Below are 21,686 nucleotides of genomic sequence, written 5' to 3' on the forward strand. Positions count from 1 at the left end.
GACATGATCCCAAGCAACCCGGACCAGCCACTCGGCACCCCTGCCTCTGCCCTGGAAGCGATTCGAGTTCTTGAGCCCCACAGGACCCGACTTCATCGCGCTGACATCGGTGGAGGGCGATGCCTGTCCGATGACAGCGATAAGACAGCGCGTTCTGTCATTGTCCTGAACATCGCCACGAGGAGGACCCATATGCGTCGGATCCTGCCGATAGTGACTTTGCTGATCTTGGCGCTGGTCCCGGCGCCGAACGCGGTGGCCACCAAGGGCGCGCGGTCTGGGCTGCAGTGCGCCTCGTACTTCATCATCGGGCTGCGCGGCTCCGCGCAGGCCATGAACGATCCGCTGGGCATGTCCGGGGTGACGGGGGTGTACGCCCAGGAAGCGCTGACCGTCCTGCCGGCGGACCAGACCAAGACGTACTCCCTGCCCTACCCCGCGGGCAACGTCAGCCTGAAGGCGTTCCTGCCGTCGGTGAACGATGGGAAGTGGATCCTGACGATCGCCGTACGCCGGTTGGTACGCATGTGCCCGGGGATGAACATCGGCCTGATCGGATATTCGCAGGGCGCGATGGTGATCAACCAGGCGCTCCCCATGCTGGACGCCGAGGAGCGCAAGGCCATCCGGGCGGTGCTGATGATCTCCGACCCCCAGAGCGGCGGGGACACCTCCTACGACGCGACCGTCGGGGCCGACAACGGCCTGCCCAACACACGCGTGGGCGGCGGCATCCTGGGCAGGAAGGTCCTGCCCGCCGACATCCAGGACAGGACCACCGACTTCTGCATCGTCGGCGATCCGATCTGCGACGCGCCGGAGGAGAAGACCCCCGACTGGGCCGTCACGGTGGGTCTGTTCCTGTGGCAGATCCACACCCAGGACTATCCGGTCTGCTGCCAGGAACTGCTCGTCTACAGGGCGATGGCGGTCGCCTTCGCAAGGCGGCTGCAGCAGTCGCCCTCCTCCCCGCCCGTACTCAAGCCGATGCCGCCGCTGCCCGAGGGATTCTGCCCGTCGCTGCAGTCCGGCGTACGTAAGGCGGGCACGCCCACAGCCCTGGCCGGCTGCGGTGGCCGGCCCGCTCCCGACGTCAAGGAGGCCCAGGCGTGAACCACCTCACGCGCCGCTACGTCCTGCGCGCCGCCGGCGTGACGATCCTGGCGGGGGTGACCGGGGCCGCGACTCCCCCGAAACAGACGCTGACCGGCCAGGAGATCGAGATGGTCCTCCAGGTCGCGCGATTAGGCGCGGTCTATCCCGTGCCGTTCCCCGACGAGCACGGGGTGTCGCGGGCCACCGCCGAGCGCCTGCGGGGCCGCCTGCCTGAGCTCGCCCCCACACGCTTCCAGCTCGTACGGGACGCGGTACGCGACCTCGCGGCGGCCGGTCTGACCGACGCCTCCCGCGACCGGCTGCTCGACGGGCTGGCCCATAAGGCCGCCGACAAGGGCGGCGATGCGCTGACGGCGCTGACAGCGCTGGCCGTGGCGACGGTGTCCACGGACTTCAGCCCCAACGACGACACCGCGGCCGTGTTCTGGCTCGGTGGGCTGCGGCAACGCCATCTCCGGCTGAAGGGGGACCGACGTTCATGAGACTTCTTCCTGAGCATGAGGAGGCGCTGAGGCGCGGGAAGGAGGCCGTGCTCGGGGCGTTCGCCGCCGTCCCCGGCACCACCGCGTTCGGCTACGGGTTCCGTCGGCGCGGTGGAGAGCTGACCGACGAGCCCGTGGTCATCGCGTCGGTGGCCAAGAAGCGCCCGCAGGGGTACGTGGCGCGCAGTCGCCTGCTGCCCAGAACGGTCGAGGTGGACGGCCGCAAATGGGGTGTGGACGTCATCCAGGCCGGCCCGTACTCGTTCGGACGCACGGGCAGACCTACGGGCGGCCGGCGGGGCCCGGCGGCCCAGGACGCCACGCTGCGGAAAACCGCGAACCAGGGCGTCGGGATCGGCAACGAGAGGACAGATGACTGGGGCACGTTCGGCTGCCTCGTCCGCGATCTGTCCAACGGCGGAGCCCCTTCCATCCTGACCGCCGGGCACGCGGTCGGATCGACGCACGGCGCTGTCCCGGGCGATGTCATCGTGCAGGGGACCTGGGCGGGTGGAACCGGCCCCGCCATCGGGGAGCTGACCCGGTTCACCAGTCTGCGCAAGGACGGCCGCAACCTGGTCGACGCGGCGGTCGTCAAGATCACCGACCTGGACAACTTCGACGAGTTCACCACCAGCGAGAACCAGGAGATGCCACGTATAGGCGTCCGCCATCCGCTGATCGGCATGCTCGTCGGCATGGCCTCCGACTACTCGGGGCTGTGCACACGGATCGGGCCCATCCTGGCCGAGATGAACGTCCGGCCGTACCTGGACCTGGGCGACCCCGACTTCCCCGTCACCTGCGACGTGATCGACTTCGACATGAAGGTGGACAAGGCGGGCGCCGGTAGCTGGTACACCTCCAGCATCGTCGTCGGCATCGGCGTGACCCCGGTGGACCTCGGTTTCCTGACGAACCACGACTTCTACATGTTCGACGACATGGTGCAGGTCGACACCGGGTTCTGCCTGCACGACGGCGACGCCGGCGCGGCCGTGTGCCTGGGCGGTGACGGCAGGACCCGGATCGACTGGACCCAGGTGAACTGCTCCTTCCTGGAAGGGGCCGGCGAGATGTACGACCTGCCGCTGGTGGGGGACGAGAAGCTCGCCGACCGGTTCCGCGACGACTTCCTGCTGCGCAGCCGGGTGGGCCGGATGCTGGTCCGCCTGTTCTACGTCAACTTCCAGGCGCTCGTCGACCGCGTGAAGGGCAAGGAGGCCAGCGCCCTGGAGAAGGACTACGCCAAGCATCTGTACGAAACGTACCGATCGGTTCTGGAGACCGTCCTGACCACGCCCGACACCCCTGACCGGGTGATCACCTCACAGCACGTGAGCGACGTCGGCAAGGTGGTGGACGGCCTGCGCCCGCGACTGTCGGCCCAGGAGTACAACGCCGCCAAGCAGATCCACGCGCTCTTCGCCCAGACCGTGGGCATGAACCGGCAGCAGCTCCTCACGATGATGAACGGCGACGACCTCTACCAGAAGATGCACACCATCCTCAGCCGGGTGCCGACCGTCCAGTACCTTGGCCCGGTCGGGGCGGATGCCTGAGGCCACGGCCGCCACGGCCTACTCGGCTCAGGTCCAGGACAGGCTGCGCGGGCTGGTGGCCGGGCTCCCCCGGCCGGCCCGCGATCTGGTGACCGGGTTCGTCGACCGGCCGGGCAAGCGCCTGCGCTCGACGCTGCTCGGCGCCGCCGCGCGGTGCGGCCCGCACGACAGGGAACGGGTCGTGCGGCTCGGCGCCGTGGTGGAGCTGCTGCACCTGGCCTCTCTGGTGCATGACGATGTGATCGACCGGGCGCCGACCCGCCGCGGCGCCCCTGCCGCGCACCTGGTTGCCGGGCCGGAGCTGGCGGTGCTGGCCGGGCTGTCCTGCCTGGCCCTGGCCGGTACGGAGGCCGCCGACCTGGGCACCGGCCCGAACCGGCTGATCAGCGCGGCCGTCGCCCACCTGGCTCAGGGCGAGCTGCTGGACGTGGAACGCGCCTTCGACACCACGTACACACTCGCGGACTACGACGAGCTCGTCGAGCGCAAGACCGGCGCGCTGTTCCGGCTGTGCTGCGTGCTCGGGGCGGCGGAGGCGCGGCTGGGACCGCCCCGGGCCGAGGCGCTGGCCGCCTTCGGCCGCCAGCTGGGGGTCGCCTTCCAGATCCTGGACGACTGCCTCGACCTGGCCGGACCGGCCACCGGTTCCGGCAAACCCGCCGGAACCGATCATCTGCTCGGGCTCTTCGGCGCCCCGACGCTGTGCGCGCTGCGTGACGCGCCGTCGGGCGAGCTGGCCGCGCTCCTGCTCGACCCGGCCCTCACCGCCGCGGACCTGCCGCGCGTACGTACGCTCGTCATCGCCTACGGCGGCATGAGCGCCGCCCACGATCTGGCCCGCGCCGCCCACGACGAGGCGCTCGCCGCCCTCGCCGCCCTCGGCGACGGCGGCGCGGGCCGCCAGGCGCTGCTCAGCGTCGCCACCTCGCTGTGGCGGGAGGCCCCATGCTGACCCCCCGCGCGGACGTGCTGGTGGTCGGGGCGGGACCGGCGGGCGGCGCGACGGCCGCGGCGCTGGCCCGGCACGGGCTGCGCACCCTGCTGGTGGACGGCGGCGAACCGGGCGCGACCCACGACGTCGCGCTCAGCGCCTCCGCCATGGACTCCCTGCGCGCCCTTGGAATCGCGGCCTTCGACGGGGTATGGCCAGTGGAGAGGGTCGATGTCCGGTTCGGCGACGGCCCGGCCCGTCCGCTCCCCGGTGTCGGCGCCGCCGTCTGCGACCGTGAGTGGCTTCGTACGCGGTTGCGCGGGCTCGCCACCGATCTCGGCGCGGCCCTGCTGCCGGGGCGCATGACCCGCTGCGAACCGCACCCCGACGGGCACCGGGCGATGATCGCCGGAGGCGCCGACGAGGTGGCGGTCCTGGCCCGGCATGTCGTCCTCGCGACGGGCTCGCTGCCCGGCAGGCGGCCGCACGGCGAGGGCATGGCCGTCGTCCAGCGGTTCGCTCTGCCGGAGCGGGATTCCCGGATGCTGCTCCATCTGACGCCCCCCTCCCCTGCCGATCCGCACGAGCGCCCCGCCGGGATCTGGATCCTGCCCGCGGGACCGGGAAGGTGCACCGTCGGCGCCGTCCGCATCGGAGACCGCCAGGAGAGCGCGGCCGATCTGCTGGCCTCGGCGATCGAGCGGCTCGCCGGGGCCGACCCCGCGTTCGCGACGGCCCGGCCCCTCGGTGAGCTCGTGTCCGGGCCGGTCAGCACCGGATTCGCCCCCGCGCTCGCCGGGTACGAGGGCCGGCTGCTGGTCGGGGACGCCGCCGGGCTGGTCAACCCGTTCACCGGCGAAGGGCTCGGCTACGCGGTGCAGAGCGCGCTGCTGGCGGCCGACGCCATCGCCGCACATCCGGACGATCCCGGCGCCGCGCGCGAGGCGTACGTACGGCGGCTGGCCCGTGCGTACGTCGGCCACTTCGAGACCGCCCGCCACGCGGCCCGCCGCTACCATCTGGCCTGGCGCGTCCTGGCCGCCACCGCGCACAGCGACCAGCCGATCTTCGCCCTCGCCCGGCGAGGGGTGCTGTCGGCCGGGGAGGCGGCCGAGCCGGTCGAGCTGAACCCGGACGACCGGCTGTACCTGGGCCCGTTCCTGGCCGCCTGCGCCGAGACGGCCGTGTCCGCCGTACGCGAGGAGTGGCCCTTCATCGCGCGGCTGCTCACCACAGGGTCGGGGCTTCGCCCGGCGTCGCTGCTGCTGGCCGGGGTCGTCGCGGCCGGAGCGCACCCCCGGGCCGAGCTGGCGGGGGCCGGCGCGGCGATGGACCTGGCCGCGCTCGGCGCCCTGTCCCTGATCGGCGCGCCGGAAGCGGGGGCACCGGACGCGGGCGCGACGATGCGGGGGCGGGCGCGCGGGGTCGACTGGGAGTCCGCCGTCACCGTGCTGGCCTGCGACTTCCTGCTGTCGCAGGCCGCCCGCCTGGTCGCGGAGTCGGCTCCGGAGGCGTCCTGGGCGTTCGCCGACTGGCTGGCCGAGCTCACCAGGATCAGGGCCGAAAGGATCGCCGACCCGGGCACGACCGACGCCGGCGACCTGTTCGCCGCGCTCTTTGAGTTCCCCGTACGGATCGGGGCGCAGCTCGGCGGCGCCGGCACGGCGGTCATGGAGGCGCTCAGGGAGTTCGGCGCGCACTGCGGACGGGCGTTCCTGCTGGCCGAGGACGTTCTGGCGCTGCGCGGGGGGCCGACCCGCCTGGCCACCACCACCCGGGCGATGCTCGCGGCGCGGACCTCGATGATCCCCCAGCTCCTGGGCATGCCCGGCCTCACCGGCGCGAACGAGCCGCACGGGCGGGCGACCGCGCTGGCCGCGGCGTCGCGGGCCTGCCGCGCCGAGATCGACCTCGCCCTGCGCGCCGCCAGCCGCGTCCCCGTCGCGCGCGCGACGCGTATCTTGCGCGCGCACGTTCTGACGATCAGCGCCTCGATCGATGCCCCGTCCGCGGACGTCATGGAAAGGATCACCCCCGATGAGACGTGCGACTGTCCTTAAGGTGGCGATGGCGGCGTTACTGACCGTTCCGCCCTATATCGCCGCAGCGCCGCCCGACCCCTCGGCCCTGGCCGCCTCCGCCGCCGACCGCCTCGTCGCCGACCGGCCGGAGCTGATCCACCGCTCCGGCCAGGACGAGCTCGTGCGGGGCCGCGTGGTGTCCGGGGCTCACGGGCTGCGCTATGTCCCGTACGAGCGTACGTACGCGGGCCTGCCCGTACGCGGCGGAGACTTCGTCGTGGTCACCGACGCGGACGGCCGCGTCCTCAGCACCTCGGTCAACCAGAAGCAGGCACTGTCGGTGGAAACCCGGCCGGAGGTGTCCGCGCAGGACGCGGGCGCGGCGGCCCGCCGCGAGGTAGGCACGGGAAGCGACATGACGCCGCCCACGCTGACGGTCCTGGCGCGCGGCGGCGGCGTGCTGGCGTACGAGACAGTGATCACCGGCGTCAAGGGCACGCGCCCGAGCCGGATGCGCGTCCTCGTCGACGCCCGCACCGGCAAGGTGATCGACTCCTGGGACGAGGTGCTCGACGGCGTGGGGAACAGCTTCTACCACGGCCAGGTCTCCTTCGACACGACCCGATCGGCCACCCTGTACGGGATGTCCGATCCCGTACGGTCGGGAGTGCGCTGCGGCGGCATGGACGGCCGCACCTACACCGACCCCGACGACGACTGGGGCAACGGCACCGGCACCGACCTGGTCACCGCCTGCGTGGACGCCATGCACGCGGCGCAGGGGGGCTGGGACATGCTGGAACGGTGGCTGAGCAAGCCCGGCGGGTTCGACGGCTACGGCCGCAGCTTCCCGATGCGTGTCGGGTACGACGACGCGAACGCGTACTACGACCAGTTCAAGACGGTTTTCGGCCGCAACAGCAGCAGAACGCGGCAGGCGACGTCGACCGACGTCGTCATGCACGAGCTCGGGCACGCCATCTTCGACTTCACGCCCGGCGGCCCGCGGGGCACGCGCGAGAAGGGCGGGCTCAACGAGTCGACCGGCGACATCTTCGGGACGGTGACCGAGTGGTACCTGAACGAGCCGGCGCAGCTGGACCCGCCGGACTACCTGATAGGCGAGCAGGTCGACCTGGTCGGCTCGGGGCCCATCCGGAACATGTACGACCCGTCACTGACCGGCGACCCCAAGTGCTTCAGCGAGGCCGTCCGGATCATGGAGGTGCATGCCGCCGCCGGTGTGCAGAACCACTGGTTCTACCTGCTGGCCGAGGGATCCGCCCCCGTCGACGCCGCCCGGCCGGGCAGCCCCACCTGCAACGGCTCGGTCGTGCACGGCATCGGCGTCCAGAACGCGGCCATGATCTACATGGAGACCCTCAACCGCAAGCTGTCCGACTGGAGCCACGAGGATGTCCGCCGCGCCTCGATGGAGGCGGGGCTGCAGCTGTTCGGCTGTGAGGGGCTGCGAGCCGTACGCGACGCGTGGAACGCCGTCAGCGTCCCCGCTCACCCTCTCGAGCCCACTTGCTGAAAGACGCAGGTTCTTTGAAATTTTTGAAACCAGGTGTCTGCGGCCCTTAGGCTCAGCCGAACGCACAGGGGCATAAGGCGGGGTACTTGATCCACTTCAGCGTCCTGGGCCCGCTGCGGGTGAGGAGCGCCGCGGCGGAGATCTCGTTGTCCGGGCCCAAGCAGCGCATCGCGCTCGCGACGTTGCTGCTGCACGCCAACGAGCGCGTCTCCGCCGACCGGCTGATCGCCCGGATGTGGGACGGCGACGAGTCGCCGAACGCGCGCGCGGCCCTACAGACGCATCTGACCCGCCTGCGCCGTGCCCTGGGCGATCCCGGCCTCATCCAGACCTTCGACGGCGGCTACACCATCAGCGTCACCGCCGACAGCCTCGACCTGCTGCGGTACCGCGAGATCATCAGACGCTCCCAGAGGAGCGGGCCGGCCGAGGAACTGGCCGCGCTGACCGAGGCGATGGCGCTGTGCGGCGAGCCGCTGCTGACCAACGTCCCCTCGGAGACGCTGCATCGCGAGGAGGTCTCTCTCCTCGTCGAGGAGCAGTTGCGCACCCTGGAACGATGGTCGGAACTGCACCTCGAATGGGGCAGACCGGAGCAGGGAATCGCCGTGCTGCGCTCCGCCACCGCCAGGCATCCCTACAGGGAGCGTCTGTGGGCCAACCTGATCCTCGCGCTGCAGCGCTCGGGGCGGCAGGCGGAGGCCATGGAGACCTACCAGAGCGTCACCCACCGGCTCCTAGAGGACCTGGGCGTCAGCCCCGGGGAGCCGCTGCGCCGGGCCCACCGTTCGATCCTGGTCGCCGACGAGTGCGAGGTGGCCGACGCGCCGATGACGCCGCAGCAGCTACCGTCCGGCATCGCGCACTTCACCGGGCGCCTGGCCGAGCTGGCCCGGCTGGACCGGCTGGTGGCCGACCCGCCGGGACGCAGCGAGATCGTGGTGATCGGCGGCCCGGGCGGCGCGGGCAAGTCCGCGCTGGCGGTCCACTGGGCGCATCAGGTGATCGACCGCTTCCCGGGCGGGCAGTTATACCTGAACCTGCGCGGGTTCGGCCCCGGCGCGCCCATGGACCCGAAGGTGGCGATCGAGACGCTGCTGCGCGCGATGGGCGTGTCCGCCACGAGCCTGTCGGCCGACCTGGACGCGCGCGCGGCGATGCTGCGCAGCACGCTGGCGGGCCGGCGCATGCTGCTGCTCCTGGACAACGCCCGTGACAGCGCGCAGGTACGTCCTCTGCTGCCGGGGGCCAACTCGCTGGTGCTGGTGACGAGCCGTAACCAGCTACGCGGGCTGGCCGCCAGGGACGGCGCCCGCCGGCTCAGCCTCGACCCGCTCACCCCGCCCGAATCCCTCGAACTGCTGGAGAAGGTGATCGGCGCGCGGCAGGTCGCCAACGAGCGCGACGCGGCCGTACGCCTGGTGAAGCTGTGCGACGGCCTGCCGCTGGCGCTGTCGGTCATCGCCGAGCGGGCCCACCGCGGCGGCGGCCTGGCCAGGATCGTCAGCGCGCTGGAGGACGAGAAGGCCAGGCTGGAGCAGTTCGGGATCGGCGAGGACGACCCCATGGCCGACCTCAACACCGCGCTGCTGTGGTCGTACCGGGCGCTGACGGCGCCGGTGGCCAGGATGTTCCGCCTGCTCGGCCTGCACCCGGCCGGAGATCTCTCGCTGAAGGCTGCGGCCGCGCTGGCCGACGTGGCGCCGCGGGAGGCCGGCGCGCTGCTCGACCATCTCGTCGCGGCCCATCTCGTCAAGCAGGTCCAGCCGGACCGCTTCGAGCTGCACGACCTGGTGCACCTGTACGCCACCGGCCGTGCCGTGGAGGAGGAGACGGCCGGTGAGCGCGACGCCGCGGTGGACCGGCTGCTGGACTGGTACCTCTACACCGTCGTGGAGGCCGACAGGCAGATGCTGCCGCACCGCGTACGGGACTTCGTCGAGCCCCGCACCAGCCGGATCTTGCCACTGACGTTCGACGATCACCGGCAGGCGCGCAACTGGCTGGAGCGGGAGTACCACTGCCTGCGCTCGGTCATCGCCTGGGCTGCGGCCAACGGCCGGGCCGGGCACGCGTGGCGTATCTCGATCGGCATGACCACCTTCTTCGACCGGTACATCCCCTGGCACGACGGCCTGGAGTTCACCCGGTCGGCGCTGCGGGCGGCCGAGATCGCCGCGGAGCCCGCCGGGCAGGGCTTCACGCTCAACTCCCTCGGCTGCGTCCACTTCGACATGGGTGAGCATGAAATCGCCCTGTCCCGCTTCAAGCAGTCGCTGTCCCGCTTCCGGCAGGCCGGACATGCCAGGGGCGAGGCGATGCTGCTGGGCAACCTCGGCCTGGTCCACGGCGAGCTCGGCGACACCGCCGAGGGCAGGCGCTGCCTGGAACGCGCGCTGACGCTGTACGAGAGCCTCGGCGGCCAGTACGGGATCGCCCACCTTCTCGACAATCTGGGCATCGTCAGCCATCTGGCGGGCGACCATGAGCTCGCGGTCGAGTACTACCGCCGGGCTCTCACGGCCACCGCCTCCAACGGCAACACCGATCTGCACGGCGACATCTGGCGCAACCTCGGGCGCGCGTACGTGGCCCTACGGGACTGGCGCAGGGCGCTGCGCTGCTTCCGCGAGGCGGTGGCCCTGTACCAGGGCAAGGGCAACCGCCGCTGGCTGGCCATGTGCCTGATCGACCTGGGCCGGGCCCTGGCCGACGCCGGGCGCCGCGAACCGGCCAGAGGCGTCCTGCTGTCGGCGCTGGCCGAGCTGAAGGCCATGGACGACCCGCGCGTGGGCGAGGTCGCGACGATCCTGGAGACTCTCTAGTGCCGTAAATGCGGGCTGATGCCGGAAACCCGCCAGCTCGGCCCGCCGCTTCAGGGCGCGGGGCGGCTCGCGTACGGCTTCCACATCATCGACGTCCACGCTGCCGGAGGAACTGGCCAAGGAGTTCCAGCCCTCCGCGCAGTCGATCCGTACCTGGGTGCGCCAGGCCGACCCGGCGGCAGTTCCTGACCGCTCAGGCGATCATCGCCTGTGACTTCCTCGTGGTCGAGACGATGATGATCAAAGGGCTGTATGTGCTGATCTTCATCGAGCGCGGCACCCGAAAGCTGCACCTGGCCGGAGTAACCGCACTCCCAACCGGAGCACGGACTGTGCAGCAAGCCCGCAACGTGGTCATGGATCTGGGTGACCGCATCGCCGGACTTCGGTTCGTGATCCACGACCGCGACCCGCTCTTCACCTCCGCGTTCGGAGAGGTCTTCACAGCCGAAGGACCGCGGAACACCACCACCCTGTCGCAGACCCTGAGACCGAAAGCCATCTGCGAGCGCGTCATCGGCACCCTGCCCCGAACTCCTGGACCGGATCCTGATCCTCAAAGAACGCCACCTGGTCTTCGCGCTCCAGGAGTATCTGATCCATTACAACGGGCACCGACCGTACCAGTTCAGGCAACAGCGACCTCCGGACGTCGCAACGCAGCCCGCTCGGAACGTGACCGACCTCAACGATCGGCGGGCCGTCCGCCGAAAACCTGTCGTTGCAGGCATGATCAGCGAATATCACCACGCCGCGTAACCGCAGTTCAAGGCGTGTAACTCAATATTCGAGCGGTACAGCGATCGAGCGGTCTGGACAGTTGCCGAGCGGGACACGATTGTCACGGCGGTCCCAAGAGATCTGCACCGGCTGTCACCGTAGCCTCCATATCGGCGTCCAGCGGCTGGATTGTCAACCGGTGGACACCCAGGGCGGCGTACCGCCGCGCGGTCTCCCGATCGACGGGGCCAGGGGGCGGGGTGATCGTGATCTCCAGCTCGCTCAGGTGCCCGGGCCTGTCGTAGACCTTCGCCGCGTCACGGAGGTCGGACAGCGCGCCCGCGGCCTCCTCGGGGGTCAAGTAGACGCCGTACCAGCCGTCGGCGTGCTGGACCGCCCGGCGCATCGCCGCCCGGGAGTGGCCGCCTATCACGATCGGCGAGCGCTGCGGCGGCCTCGGGCGCTGCACCACACCCTGATAAGTCACGAAATCTCCGGCGAAGGGCTGGTCGTCCCACACGGCCCGCATCGCCGCCAAGTACTCGTCTGTACGGGCGCCACGCTCGTCCAGCCGCACCCCCATGACGGCCAGCTCCGGCTCTATGTACCCCGCGCCGATCCCCACGATCAGCCGCCCCCGCGACAGCAGGTCCAGCGAGGTCAGCTGCTTGGCCAGCAGGACCGGCTGTCGCTGGGGCAGCACGAGGACCCCGAAGCCCAGCTTGATCGTGGTCGTCAGCGCCGCCAGATGGGCGAGCGCGACCACGGCCTCCAGCCGGCCCGGCTCGTCGGGGGAGTCGGGCATCGCGATGTGATCACCGACCCACAGCGACTCGAACCCTGCCTCCTCGGCCGTCCGCGCCCGCCTGGCCAGCAGGTCCGGATCAACGTTTTCGCCCCGATGCAGCCCGTACAGTCCCACGTCCATGCGGCTACCGTAGGGCCCCCTCGCCAATGTGACCAACGAATGTCCGGCATGGTTACCATGCGAGGTCCGCATATCGGATGGAGTCGACTTGGATGTGGCGTGGCTCGAGGTGTTCACCGAGGTGGCTGCCAGGAAGACGTTCACGGCGGCCGGGGAGGCGCTTGGTTACACCCAGTCCGCCGTGTCGCGCCAGATCGCGTCCCTGGAGAGTGAACTGGGCGTCGCACTGTTCGAGCGGCATCCGCGTGGCGTCGAGCTCACCGAGGAGGGCCGCCGCCTGCTGGAGCACGCGGTCGCCATACTGGACCGGCTGGCGACGGCCCGGCACGATCTGCACGACGTCGGGCGGCTGCGCGTCGGCGCCTTCGACACCGCCGACGCCGACCTCGTGCCCCGCGCCATGGCGGCGTTCAGGAAGTTCCGGCCGGCGGTGGCGCTGTCGCTGGTGGAGAGCACGACCGACGCGCTGCTGGCTCGCCTCGGCGCGGGCGACATCGACCTGGCCGTGGTGAGCGCGTACCCGGGCAGGCCGCTGGAACAGGGCCGGTTCGCCCTGCACTACCTTCTGGACGACCCGCTCCTGGTCGCCATGCCCGCGGGACACCGCCTGGCCGACAGGACGCGCCTATGCCTGGCCGAGTTGGAGGGCGAGTCGTGGATCGAGGGCTTTCCCGGCGGCTCGCAGACCCTGATCGACGTCCACCGGCGCGCGGGCTTCCGGCCGCGCATCGACTTCGCGGCCAGGGAATGGACCGCCAAGCAGGGCTTCGTGGCCGCCGGGCTGGGGCTCGCGCTCGTGCCCTCGCTGGCGGCGGGCGCGATCCGCGCCGACATCGTCCTGGCCACGCTGGAGGACGAGCCCATCAGAACCGTCTACGCCGCCACCAGGAAGAGCGGCTCTCCGCTCCAGCGGGAGTTCATCCGCTGCCTGCGGGAGACCTCCGTGGCAGGAACACCGCCGCCAGCGCCCCCACCAGGCAGATCATCGCGGTGAGGAAGAACACTCGGTGTCCGCCTTGCCGGACAGCACCTTCGTCCAGCCCGTCTTGCCGGGGGTGACCATGTCGGGGTCGATCGTGACGGGGAACGTCGTGTCTGCGGCCGCCATCAGGTCGTGGTCAGGGGTGAGTTCCAGCGTGCCATCGGTGATCTTGACGCCCACCTCGGCGCTCTTCGTACCCGAGTCCCACATCTGGGCGGGCGGGGACTGGAACCAGACCTTGCCGTCGTCGTCCTTGGCCGTCAGCGCGCCATCCTTCTCGGTGACGATTAGGCCCTCGGCGGCCAGCTTGAACTCGGTCTTCCCCAGGCTCTCCGCCGCGTCGGCGCGCTGGGCGTACCCGTTGACCTGCGCCCGCATCTCCAGGTCCACCCGCGACAGCACCTCGGCGTAGGTGGCAGTGTCCCCCAACAGGGCGGGCTTGGGCAGCGTGCCCGGCCAGGTCAGCTCGATGTGCTTACCGTCCTTGCCGTACCTCACCAGTGGGGTCTTGTCACCGCCTCCGAAGAAGGCCAGCTCCCTCGGCCGCCCGGGGGACGACCGAGCCGTCGGCCCGCGCCGACCCAATGGCCCGCCTGCAGCGCCCTGACCGGCTTGGCACTCAGCACCGCCTTCAACGTGCCGTCGGGCTGGGCGCTCACCTCCCGCGTCCCGGTCGTAAGCCCTTCGACGATCACGGGGGCCTGCTGCCGGACCGCTGCACTCACCGCGCTCCGCTCCTCCGGCGCCTGGACTATTCTCGGTGTGTCACCGGGCGAACTCGCCTGGGCGGGGACCGCCACCGGTAAGTCCACCAGCACGGACGCCACGACCGCGGCTGCCATCAACCGCGCAACCCACGCACGCCAACACCGCACGGGGCCGCCTCCCCTCATGAAAGACGGCGTCACCCGTGGACGCCGATACGAGCGTAAGTATGCGAACCCGCTAGTGCACGACTCATGAACGATCATTGCGCCCAAGGTCACCTGCGGAAATCCCCTGGGCCCGCTTCGGCTCGGGCAGGAAGCCGGACCCGACGAGGAGCCGGACTTCGAATACTTCGAGACTTGAGCAGGTCGCTGGTGGTGCTCCTGGGCAGGGGGTCCCCGAGCCGGCTCGATGCGGCGAGCAGTTCACTCAGGCTGGGGGCGCCACAATCCCGGACGAGATCACGTAACTCGGTCCGAAGCCTGGGTACGCGATCCTTCGGCACGCTGATCCTCCTGGCCCGTCTGCCCACAATGTACGCCGCGATCGGCTGGAGGGTGTCCGATAATCTCGATGCCGCATCGGATCAAGTCGGACAGCGTGATCGCCATATTCGTGTCATGGTTGAACGACGAAATGAGGGCCGGCCAGGATCGGCCCGGAAAACCGCCATCCGCCCGAGCAGGCGTGACTGGCGTCGGCTGATGCGTGCCGCGGCCTTCGCCTCTGTGCGCAGTGCCGCCGCGGCCGCCGCTTCCGTTCCCTTCCAACTGGCCATCTGGTGGCTCATCCATCACTAACCCATCCCTTCCGTCGGCCTCATGCCTCCTCGTTTGAGGGACGAGGCCGACGGAGGGGATGGCAACTCGGACGCCGTTGACTTCGTAGAAGGCTTCTGACCGCCCTCAACATAGGTGGCCGGATCGGCGTAGCGGCGCGAGCCCGGCACGAACACGTCCCCGCTGCGCAGTCCGTCCCGCAGGCACAAGATCACGCAGAGCTCCCAGAAGTGGTGTAGGCGGTGTCCTGCTCGGACTTGCGGGCCTTGGCCAGATAGTCGGCGTACTTGGCGGGCACGAAGCCGGTCGGCACGCCCGCAGGCACCTTCCGACCGCCGAGCCGGTTCACCTCCTTCAACACGGCCACCGCCTCCATCAGCTCGCCGGTGCCCGACCCGCCCTGGAAGTCGATCGCGGCCAGCACGTTCGGGGTGAACTGGCGCAGGTAGGTGTAGGAGGACTCCAGCTCCGACAGCCGACCGTGGTCTCGGGGCAGCGGCTTCCACGCATCAGAGGTGATCTCCCGCAGCCGCTGCATGCCGATCCGCTCGCGCAGCATCCCGCCAGGGATTCGAACCCTGAACCTCCGCCTCCTGAAGGCGGCGCCTCTGCCAGTTGGGCCAGAGCGGCTTGTTAGCCCCGGGCTCGGCTGGCGTGGGCCGAGCCCGGGACTGGGGCTGTATCCAGCCGGGGGGCGCCATTCCCGTCGGCCAGACCGATGCCCGCGGCCCCTTGTTCCGTGGGCCGTCGTCCGTGAGATGAAAAAAGCCGCCTCGGAAGGCTTCCGGGCGGCGTCGTCTCTTTGCGAGGGATCACCCGGAATCCGGACCCAGGAGCTCAGGAAGCAGTTCGAGCAACTTCGCGTAGGTCACTGTGCTGCCTTCCTGTCGTGGTGGACGCTGTCCACGGTAGCCGGATGATCGCGACGGGTGCCACGTATTTTCCGCCGGGGGATGTCGAGGCCGCGCGGACGGCTTCGACCTATTGGGGACCGACATATTGGGTATCGACGCGGACGCGACCACATGGAGGCCACCGGTGAAGTACCTCATCCTGATCTACAGCAACCCGACGAGCAGGGCGGTCTGGGAGACGCTGAACGACGAGCAGCGCATGAACTTCGGGCGCGGCCACATGTCCTTCACCGAGGAGCTGGCCGCGTCCGGAGAACTGATCGTTTCGGAAGGGCTGGCCGATGTGTCGACGGCCAAGCGGGTCGCGGTACGCGAGGGCAGGACGATGACGAGCGATGGGCCGTTCGCCGAGGTCAAGGAGCATTTGGCCGGGTTCTACCTGATCGAGTGCGACAGCATGGAGCGGGCGGTGGAACTGGCCGCGAAGGTGCCCGACGCGGCCTTCAACGAGGTGGAAGTACGGCCGATCTTCGACATGAAGGTGCTTGAGCTGTAGGAGGAACCAGCGGCGTGGGTGGCGGCGGGCTGGGATGATGCTGAAGGTGACCAAGGAATCCCCGGTCTCGCGCCGCCGGGTGCTGCTCGGCTCGCTGGCCGGTGCCGCCGTGGTGGCCGTGCTGGCGGTCGCCGCGCTGACGAACCAGGGCGAGCCCGCCGGACGAGCCGCTCCGGCGGCCGCGAGCTCGCGTGATTCCGCAAACGCGAGCGCGCACGCGAGCATGGGCACGGACCCGAGCGCGAGCACGGGCGGTTCACCCACTCCAGCGGCTCCCACCGGCGGGCCCGAAGCGACCGCCACGCCCACCCCGACGAGTTCGGTGCAGGTCTGGGAAGGGCCGACCCCGCCACCCGTCGACCCGAACCTGTCCAAGGGCTCGGCGCAGGCGCCGGTCACGATTGTCGAGTTCGGCGACTTCAAGTGTCCCAACTGCCGCCGATTCGCCCAGCGAATAGAGCCCGTGCTGAAGAGCCGCTACCTCGACACCGGCATCGTGCGGATGTTCTGGCGCGACTACCCGATCAGGGGACGCGACTCCGTACGCGCCGCCCTCGCCGCCCGCGCCGCGTCCCGGCAGGGCCGGTTCTGGGAGTTCCACGACTCCCTGTACGCGGGCGAGCGACCCCGCCTCACCGACGCCGACCTGCGCTCCGTGGCCGCCAAAATCGGCCTCGACCTCGGCAAATTCGACGCCGACCGCCGCGACGAGTCCGTACGCCGGGTCGTGGACGGCGACCTCGGCTTCGCGGCCGAGCTCGGCCTGCCCGGCACGCCCGCGTTCCTGATCAACGGTGAGGTGCTGTTCGGCGCCCAGCCGGTGGCCGCGTTCGAGAAGGCGATCGAGAAGGCCCGCCGCGGCGGATGAACGGCATCGGCTATGCCGCCGCGTTCCTGGGCGGTCTGTTCTCGCTGGTCAGCCCATGTGGGGCGCTGCTGATCCCGGCGTTCTTCGCCTACGCGTTCCCGGGCCGCCGCCGGTTGGCCGGCCGCACCCTGCTGTTCTACGTGGGGCTGTGCGCCGTGCTGGTGCCGCTGGGGATGGGGTCGGCGCAGGTCAGCCGCCTGTTCTACGGCCATCAGGAGCTCCTGGTCGCGGTCGCCGGATGGGCGCTGATCGGGCTGGGCGTGCTGCAGGTGGCCGGTCAGGGCTGGACGATCGGGCCGCTGGAGCGGCTGAAGGGGCACCTTCGAGGTGACTCGGCGGGGGCCGTGCTGATTCTGGGGGCGGTGTCCGGGTTGGCGGGGTTCTGCGCGGGGCCGGTGCTGGGGGCGGTGCTCACGGTCGCGGCGGCCTCCGGCGACGGGCTGCGCGGAGCGGTGCTGCTGGCCATATACGCGGCGGGCATGGCGGCCCCGTTGTTCCTGCTCGCGGGCCTGTGGCAGCGCTACGACCTCGGCGGCCGGCGCTGGCTGCGCGGTCGCGGACTGCGGCTGGGACGGCTGCGGCTGCACACCACCTCGCTGCTGTCCGGGCTGGTCTTCGGCGGGCTCGGGGTGCTGTTCCTGCTCTCCGACGGCACCCGCGGGCTGGCCCTGCCGATCCCCGAATCCTGGGAAGCCGGGCTGGAGGACCTCGCTGCGGCCGCCCAGGACGTACTGCCGGACCTGCTCGTCGTCGGGATCGCGGCGCTCGCCGTGGCCGCCGTCACCGCGTGGCGTCTCAGACGCCGCTGACGGTCACGCTCAAAACGTGCGACGGTCGGCAACGGATCACTTGCCGCGCATCACCGCCGGCTCATGGCGGCGCAGCATACGGGCGACCAGGAAAGCGCAGACGACCGCGAGGATGGCCAGGACGCTCATGTCCAGGAACCAGGTGCCGAAATCCTGGCTCCACAGAGGGTCCGGCGGATCCTGGACGTGCGGGATGAGCTGCCCCACGTCGAGCGTGCCCGCCAGCGCGGCCAGCGCCCAGCGAGCCGGTACGAGCCAGGAGATCTGCTCCATCACCGGCTTGCCGTCCAGGTGCACCAGCGCCCCGCAGAAGACCAGCTGGATCAGTGTGACGAGCACGAGCAGCGGCATGGTCATCTCGCTGGTCTTGGCCAGCGCGGAGATGAGCAGACCCACGGTCATCGCGGTGAACGACAACAGCGCGACGGCGAGCGAGAGCTCGATCATCGGCGCGGTGAACACTCCCTTGTCGTACGTCGCGACATTCAGCATCGCCACATAGGTCAACACGACGCCCTGTGCCACAGTGATCAGGCCGAGCACGAGCAGCTTGGAGCAGAGGTAGGCCGATCTGGACAGCCCGACCGCCCGTTCTCGTTGATAGATGGCGCGTTCCTTGACCAGTTCGCGCACCGAGTTCGCGGCGCCGGTGAGACAGCCGCCGATGCACAGGATCAGCAGCAGGTTCGCCGCGTTGCCGTTGCTGTTCGGCCGGCCCATCAGGTCACCGGTCGGGACGACGCGGGCCAGCAGGCCCATCACGATCGGCAGGGCGATGGTGATGCCGAGGAACAGCCGGTCCGCCACGATGCCACGGCAGTAGCGGCGCACCAGCGTGCTGAGCTGCTCGGGCCAGCTCTGCGGTTTCGGCGGGATCTCTCGCTGTACGGGACGTCCCGTCGAAACCGGCTCGATCATGTCGGCCGCGATGTAGGTCTGGTGCGGCGACGACCGCGCGTACTCGCCGGCCCAGTCTTTGGTCGCGTCGTCGAAGGCCAGGAAGACGTCCGCCCAGTCGGTGAAGCCGAGGAACGGCAGCGCCTCCTCGGGCGGACCGAAGTAGGCGATCTTCCCGCCCGGCGCCATCACCAGAAGCCGGTCACAGATATCCAGATTGGCGACGCTGTGGGTGACGACGGCGACAGTGCGGCCGTCGTCGGCCAGACCCCGCAGCATCTGCATCACCGACTTGTCCAGCCCCGGGTCCAGACCGGAGGTCGGCTCGTCGAGGAACAGCAAAGACGGCTTGGTCAGCAACTCCAGGGCGACGCTGACGCGCTTGCGCTGGCCGCCGGACAGCGAGGAGATGCGGTTGTTCTTCCGATTTTCGAGCCCGAGCTGCTGGAGGACCTCGTCGACACGCGCCTTCCGCTCGTGCTGCCTGGTGTCGTCGGGGAAGCGTAACTCCGCGGCGTAGATGAGGGCGCGGCGCACGGTGAGCTGGCTGTGAAGGATGTCGTCCTGCGGCACGAGGCCGATCCGTGAGCGCAGCTCGGCGTAGTCGCGGTAGAGATCGCGCCCGTCGTACGTGACCATGCCCTGGTCGGCGGGGCGCAGCCCGGTGAGCGCGCGCAGCAGGGTGGACTTGCCCGAGCCGCTGGGGCCGATGATCGCCAGCAGGCACTTCTCACCGACCGGAAACGACACATGGTCCAGGAGCACCTTGCCGCCCGCGACGGTGACGGTGAGTTCGTGTGCCTGGAGGCAGACCTCGCCGGTGTCGGCGTACTCCATGAGGGTGTCGCCCACAAGCTGGAACGTCGACGTCCCGATGCCGATGAGATCGTCCGGGGAGACGCGGGCCCGCTGAACGAGCCGGCCGTTGACGTACGTGCCGAAGCGGCTCCCCACGTCGACGATCTCGTGGACGCCGCCGGCGATCCGGAGCTCGGCGTGCTGGCGCGATACTCGCAGATCGCTGACCACCACATCGTTGTCGGGAGCCCGGCCGATGCGTACGACCTGCGCGCCGTCGAGACTCCTGACGGCGGCCGGCGCCCGCCACTGCCCGCTGTGCGGGAAGCGGACCGTAGGTGTCGGCTGGATCTCGGGTGCGCCGCCTCCGTCTTCGGAGACGGTACGGAAGCTGACGAGCCCGCCCTCCGACGGGTGCCCGAGGCCGATCCTGGTTCCCGGACCGACGATGACCCGCTGGACGCGGTGGCCGCTCACGTACGTGCCGTTGCTGCTGCCCGAGTCCTCCAGGATCCACTGACCGCCCTCGAAGCGCAGCATGGCATGCGTACGCGAGACGTGATCGGCGTCGATGACCACATCCGACCCCGGATCACGGCCTAACCGGTACGAACGCCCCGGATCGAGGGTCACCGATGTGTCATGGCCTTCGACGACAAGCTGCGTCACGAGACCGCCTTTCCCACAGGAGCGAGAGGCGACGTGAGCGACTCTCCGTCGAGCCTCAAAATGGTTGACCGCAGACAGGATCCCCGAAAAGCGGTCGGGCCGCGAGCCTGCGGCGGTCACACCCGCTGGCGGGCGCGGAAACCCGCGGCCTTGGCGCGGTTGCCGCACTCGTGCATGTCGCACCAGCGCCGCGACGACCCGCGCGAGGTGTCGACGTACAGGCGAGTGCACACCTCTCCCCCACATTCCTTGATCTGTACGGCCCGCGGCCCCCCGAGCAGCTGGACCGCCTCCCTGGCGACAGTGGCGAGGGCGGCAGCGAGATCCCCCGACCGCTCGACCCGCCCGGCGTCGTTCAGCAGCACGGACGCCGGCGGCCCGGCGGCGGCCCGGTTGACCAGCCGCCGATCGTCCGCCGCCCCGGCCTCGCACACCGCGAGCCGGTCGATGGCGTCCCCCGCCGCCAGCCGGTAGATGGCCTCCCGCAACGTCTTCCCCGCCACGAGATCGGCGTCCACGACCGCCGGCTGCCCGTCGAGAATGCCCGCCTCGACCGTCCACCGCGCCAGGTCCGCCGGCTCGCGCAGCAGGTCACGCCGGTCGGCCCGGCGGTGTTGCACGGTGCCCGCCAGGTCGAGCCCCAGATTGCCGCTGATGAAGGTGAAGCTCGTCACACCCCCATAGTAACCATGTTGACAGGTTATGCGAGGGCACGGAACAGTGACATAACCGGATTAAGGGGTTATGGAGGGTGTGCCGTGGCGGTCAGCGTTATGGAGGCCAGGAGCAAGGCGCCGGCCCTCATGCCGTCCCTGTTCGTGGTGATGTGGAGCAGCGCCTTCATCGCGGGGGTGATCGGCGTCGGGTCGGCGCCGCCGTTGCTGCTGACGTTCGCCAGGTTCGCACTGGCGGGGCTGTTGCTCGGCGCGTTCGCGCTGGTCGTGCGGGCGCCGTGGCCGCGCGGCCGGCGGCTGGCGCACGTGGTGGTGTCCGGGATCCTGGTCCAGGCGGTGCAGTTCGGCGCGTTCTACTCCGCGATCGGCCTGCATGTGCCCGCCGCGGTCGTGGCGTTGGTCCAGGGTCTCAACCCGGTGGTGATCGCGCTCGTGGCAGGACGGCTGCTGGGCGAGCGGGTGAGCCCGCGCCAGTGGGTGGGCTTCGGGCTCGGCGCGGCCGGGGTGGGGCTGGCGGTGGCGGACCGGTTGAGCTTCTCTCTGGCCGGGGTGGCGTTCTGCGTGGTCGGGCTGCTGGGGTTGAGCCTGGGCACGATCTACCAGAAGCGGTTCGCCGCGGACATGGACGTGCGGACGGGCACCGCGACGCAGTTCCTGGTCGGCGCGCCACTGGTGGGGCTGGCCTCGCTGGTGTTCGAGACGCCTCGGGTGACGGACTGGGGCGCCTTCTCGGGCGCCGTGGGCTGGCTGGTGCTGGTCAACTCGATCGGCGCGTTCCTGCTGCTCAACACGATGCTGAAGAACGCGCCCGCGAGCCGGGTGAGCACGATGTTCTTCCTCACCCCGTCGGTCACCGCGGTGATGGCGTGGCTCCTCGTCGGGCAGTCGCTGCATCCGCTGGCCGTCGCGGGCCTGCTGGTCGGCGGCATCGGAGTACTGCTGGCCAACCGACGCTGAGCGTCAAACAGGC

The 21,686-nt window shown here is 70.4% G+C and carries 18 protein-coding genes; 12 read left to right on the forward strand and 6 right to left on the reverse strand.

Annotated elements, in window-relative coordinates; genetic code table 11:
* Positions 1-213: 213 nt before the first annotated feature.
* The 7 genes from AB0L53_RS24290 (at position 214) to AB0L53_RS24320 (ending at position 10,474) form a co-directional block, all read left to right on the forward strand.
* Positions 214-1,113, forward strand: a complete 900-nt coding sequence (locus AB0L53_RS24290) for a cutinase family protein (protein ID WP_358182890.1) — start codon at positions 214-216, stop codon at positions 1,111-1,113.
* On the forward strand, positions 1,110-1,598 hold the full coding sequence (locus AB0L53_RS24295; protein ID WP_357951363.1) for a hypothetical protein: 489 nt from the start codon (positions 1,110-1,112) through the stop codon (positions 1,596-1,598). Before AB0L53_RS24290 ends, AB0L53_RS24295 begins: the two co-directional genes overlap by 4 nt.
* Complete coding sequence (locus AB0L53_RS24300) at positions 1,595-3,160, forward strand: hypothetical protein (RefSeq protein WP_363997805.1); 1,566 nt, start codon at positions 1,595-1,597, stop codon at positions 3,158-3,160. The genes AB0L53_RS24295 and AB0L53_RS24300 overlap by 4 nt, the downstream gene beginning before the upstream one ends.
* Entirely contained in the window at positions 3,153-4,112 is a 960-nt protein-coding gene (locus AB0L53_RS24305; RefSeq protein WP_357951359.1) for a polyprenyl synthetase family protein, read from the forward strand. The genes AB0L53_RS24300 and AB0L53_RS24305 overlap by 8 nt, the downstream gene beginning before the upstream one ends.
* A complete protein-coding gene (locus AB0L53_RS24310) occupies positions 4,106-6,151 on the forward strand; it encodes a lycopene cyclase family protein (RefSeq protein WP_363997809.1) in 2,046 nt (681 codons plus the stop codon). Before AB0L53_RS24305 ends, AB0L53_RS24310 begins: the two co-directional genes overlap by 7 nt.
* A complete protein-coding gene (locus AB0L53_RS24315; protein WP_363997812.1) occupies positions 6,129-7,649 on the forward strand; it encodes a M4 family metallopeptidase in 1,521 nt (506 codons plus the stop codon). The genes AB0L53_RS24310 and AB0L53_RS24315 overlap by 23 nt, the downstream gene beginning before the upstream one ends.
* An 86-nt stretch (positions 7,650-7,735) precedes the next feature.
* Entirely contained in the window at positions 7,736-10,474 is a 2,739-nt protein-coding gene (locus AB0L53_RS24320; RefSeq protein ID WP_363997815.1) for a BTAD domain-containing putative transcriptional regulator, read from the forward strand.
* 841 nt (positions 10,475-11,315) lie between these two features.
* Here AB0L53_RS24320 and AB0L53_RS24325 read toward each other — a convergent pair.
* Positions 11,316-12,122, reverse strand: coding sequence for a TIGR03619 family F420-dependent LLM class oxidoreductase (locus AB0L53_RS24325; RefSeq protein WP_363997818.1), 807 nt, complete (start codon positions 12,120-12,122; stop codon positions 11,316-11,318).
* A 94-nt stretch (positions 12,123-12,216) separates the two neighbouring features.
* Between AB0L53_RS24325 and AB0L53_RS24330 the strand changes: the two genes are divergently transcribed.
* On the forward strand, positions 12,217-13,116 hold the full coding sequence (locus AB0L53_RS24330) for a LysR family transcriptional regulator (protein ID WP_363998515.1): 900 nt from the start codon (positions 12,217-12,219) through the stop codon (positions 13,114-13,116).
* On the opposite strand, the gene AB0L53_RS24335 is transcribed toward AB0L53_RS24330, so the two are convergent.
* The 3 genes from AB0L53_RS24335 to AB0L53_RS24345 all read right to left on the reverse strand — a co-directional run bounded on the left by AB0L53_RS24335 (position 13,105) and on the right by AB0L53_RS24345 (position 15,150).
* Positions 13,105-13,602, reverse strand: a complete 498-nt coding sequence (locus AB0L53_RS24335; RefSeq protein WP_363997821.1) for a hypothetical protein — start codon at positions 13,600-13,602, stop codon at positions 13,105-13,107. The genes AB0L53_RS24330 and AB0L53_RS24335 overlap by 12 nt on opposite strands.
* A complete protein-coding gene (locus AB0L53_RS24340; RefSeq protein ID WP_363997824.1) occupies positions 13,599-13,829 on the reverse strand; it encodes a hypothetical protein in 231 nt (76 codons plus the stop codon). Before AB0L53_RS24340 ends, AB0L53_RS24335 begins: the two co-directional genes overlap by 4 nt.
* A 973-nt stretch (positions 13,830-14,802) precedes the next feature.
* Positions 14,803-15,150 (reverse strand): hypothetical protein, encoded by a 348-nt coding sequence (locus AB0L53_RS24345; protein ID WP_363997827.1) that lies wholly within the window; start codon positions 15,148-15,150, stop codon positions 14,803-14,805.
* A gap of 479 nt (positions 15,151-15,629) precedes the next feature.
* Between AB0L53_RS24345 and AB0L53_RS24350 the strand changes: the two genes are divergently transcribed.
* From AB0L53_RS24350 to AB0L53_RS24360, 3 genes are read left to right on the forward strand one after another with little or no spacing between them, the layout of a single operon-like run.
* The gene (locus tag AB0L53_RS24350; protein WP_363997830.1) at positions 15,630-16,001 is read left to right on the forward strand and encodes a YciI family protein; all 372 of its coding nucleotides are present in this window, start codon (positions 15,630-15,632) and stop codon (positions 15,999-16,001) included.
* A gap of 46 nt (positions 16,002-16,047) precedes the next feature.
* Complete coding sequence (locus tag AB0L53_RS24355; RefSeq protein WP_363997833.1) at positions 16,048-16,869, forward strand: thioredoxin domain-containing protein; 822 nt, start codon at positions 16,048-16,050, stop codon at positions 16,867-16,869.
* Positions 16,866-17,678: a cytochrome c biogenesis CcdA family protein gene (locus AB0L53_RS24360; RefSeq protein WP_363997836.1), complete on the forward strand. Its 813-nt coding sequence runs from the start codon at positions 16,866-16,868 to the stop codon at positions 17,676-17,678. The genes AB0L53_RS24355 and AB0L53_RS24360 overlap by 4 nt, the downstream gene beginning before the upstream one ends.
* A 36-nt stretch (positions 17,679-17,714) precedes the next feature.
* On the opposite strand, the gene AB0L53_RS24365 is transcribed toward AB0L53_RS24360, so the two are convergent.
* The gene (locus tag AB0L53_RS24365) at positions 17,715-20,042 is read right to left on the reverse strand and encodes an FHA domain-containing protein (RefSeq protein WP_363997839.1); all 2,328 of its coding nucleotides are present in this window, start codon (positions 20,040-20,042) and stop codon (positions 17,715-17,717) included.
* 116 nt (positions 20,043-20,158) lie between these two features.
* Positions 20,159-20,716, reverse strand: coding sequence for an ABATE domain-containing protein (locus AB0L53_RS24370; RefSeq protein ID WP_363997842.1), 558 nt, complete (start codon positions 20,714-20,716; stop codon positions 20,159-20,161).
* Positions 20,717-20,800: 84 nt separating this feature from the next.
* On the opposite strand from AB0L53_RS24370, the gene AB0L53_RS24375 reads away from it, so the two are divergent.
* Positions 20,801-21,673 (forward strand): DMT family transporter, encoded by an 873-nt coding sequence (locus AB0L53_RS24375; RefSeq protein WP_363997845.1) that lies wholly within the window; start codon positions 20,801-20,803, stop codon positions 21,671-21,673.
* Positions 21,674-21,686: the final 13 nt, after the last annotated feature.

Origin of the sequence: Nonomuraea sp. NPDC052129 (assembly GCF_040680095.1) — a bacterium.
In the GTDB taxonomy this organism is placed as follows: domain Bacteria; phylum Actinomycetota; class Actinomycetes; order Streptosporangiales; family Streptosporangiaceae; genus Nonomuraea.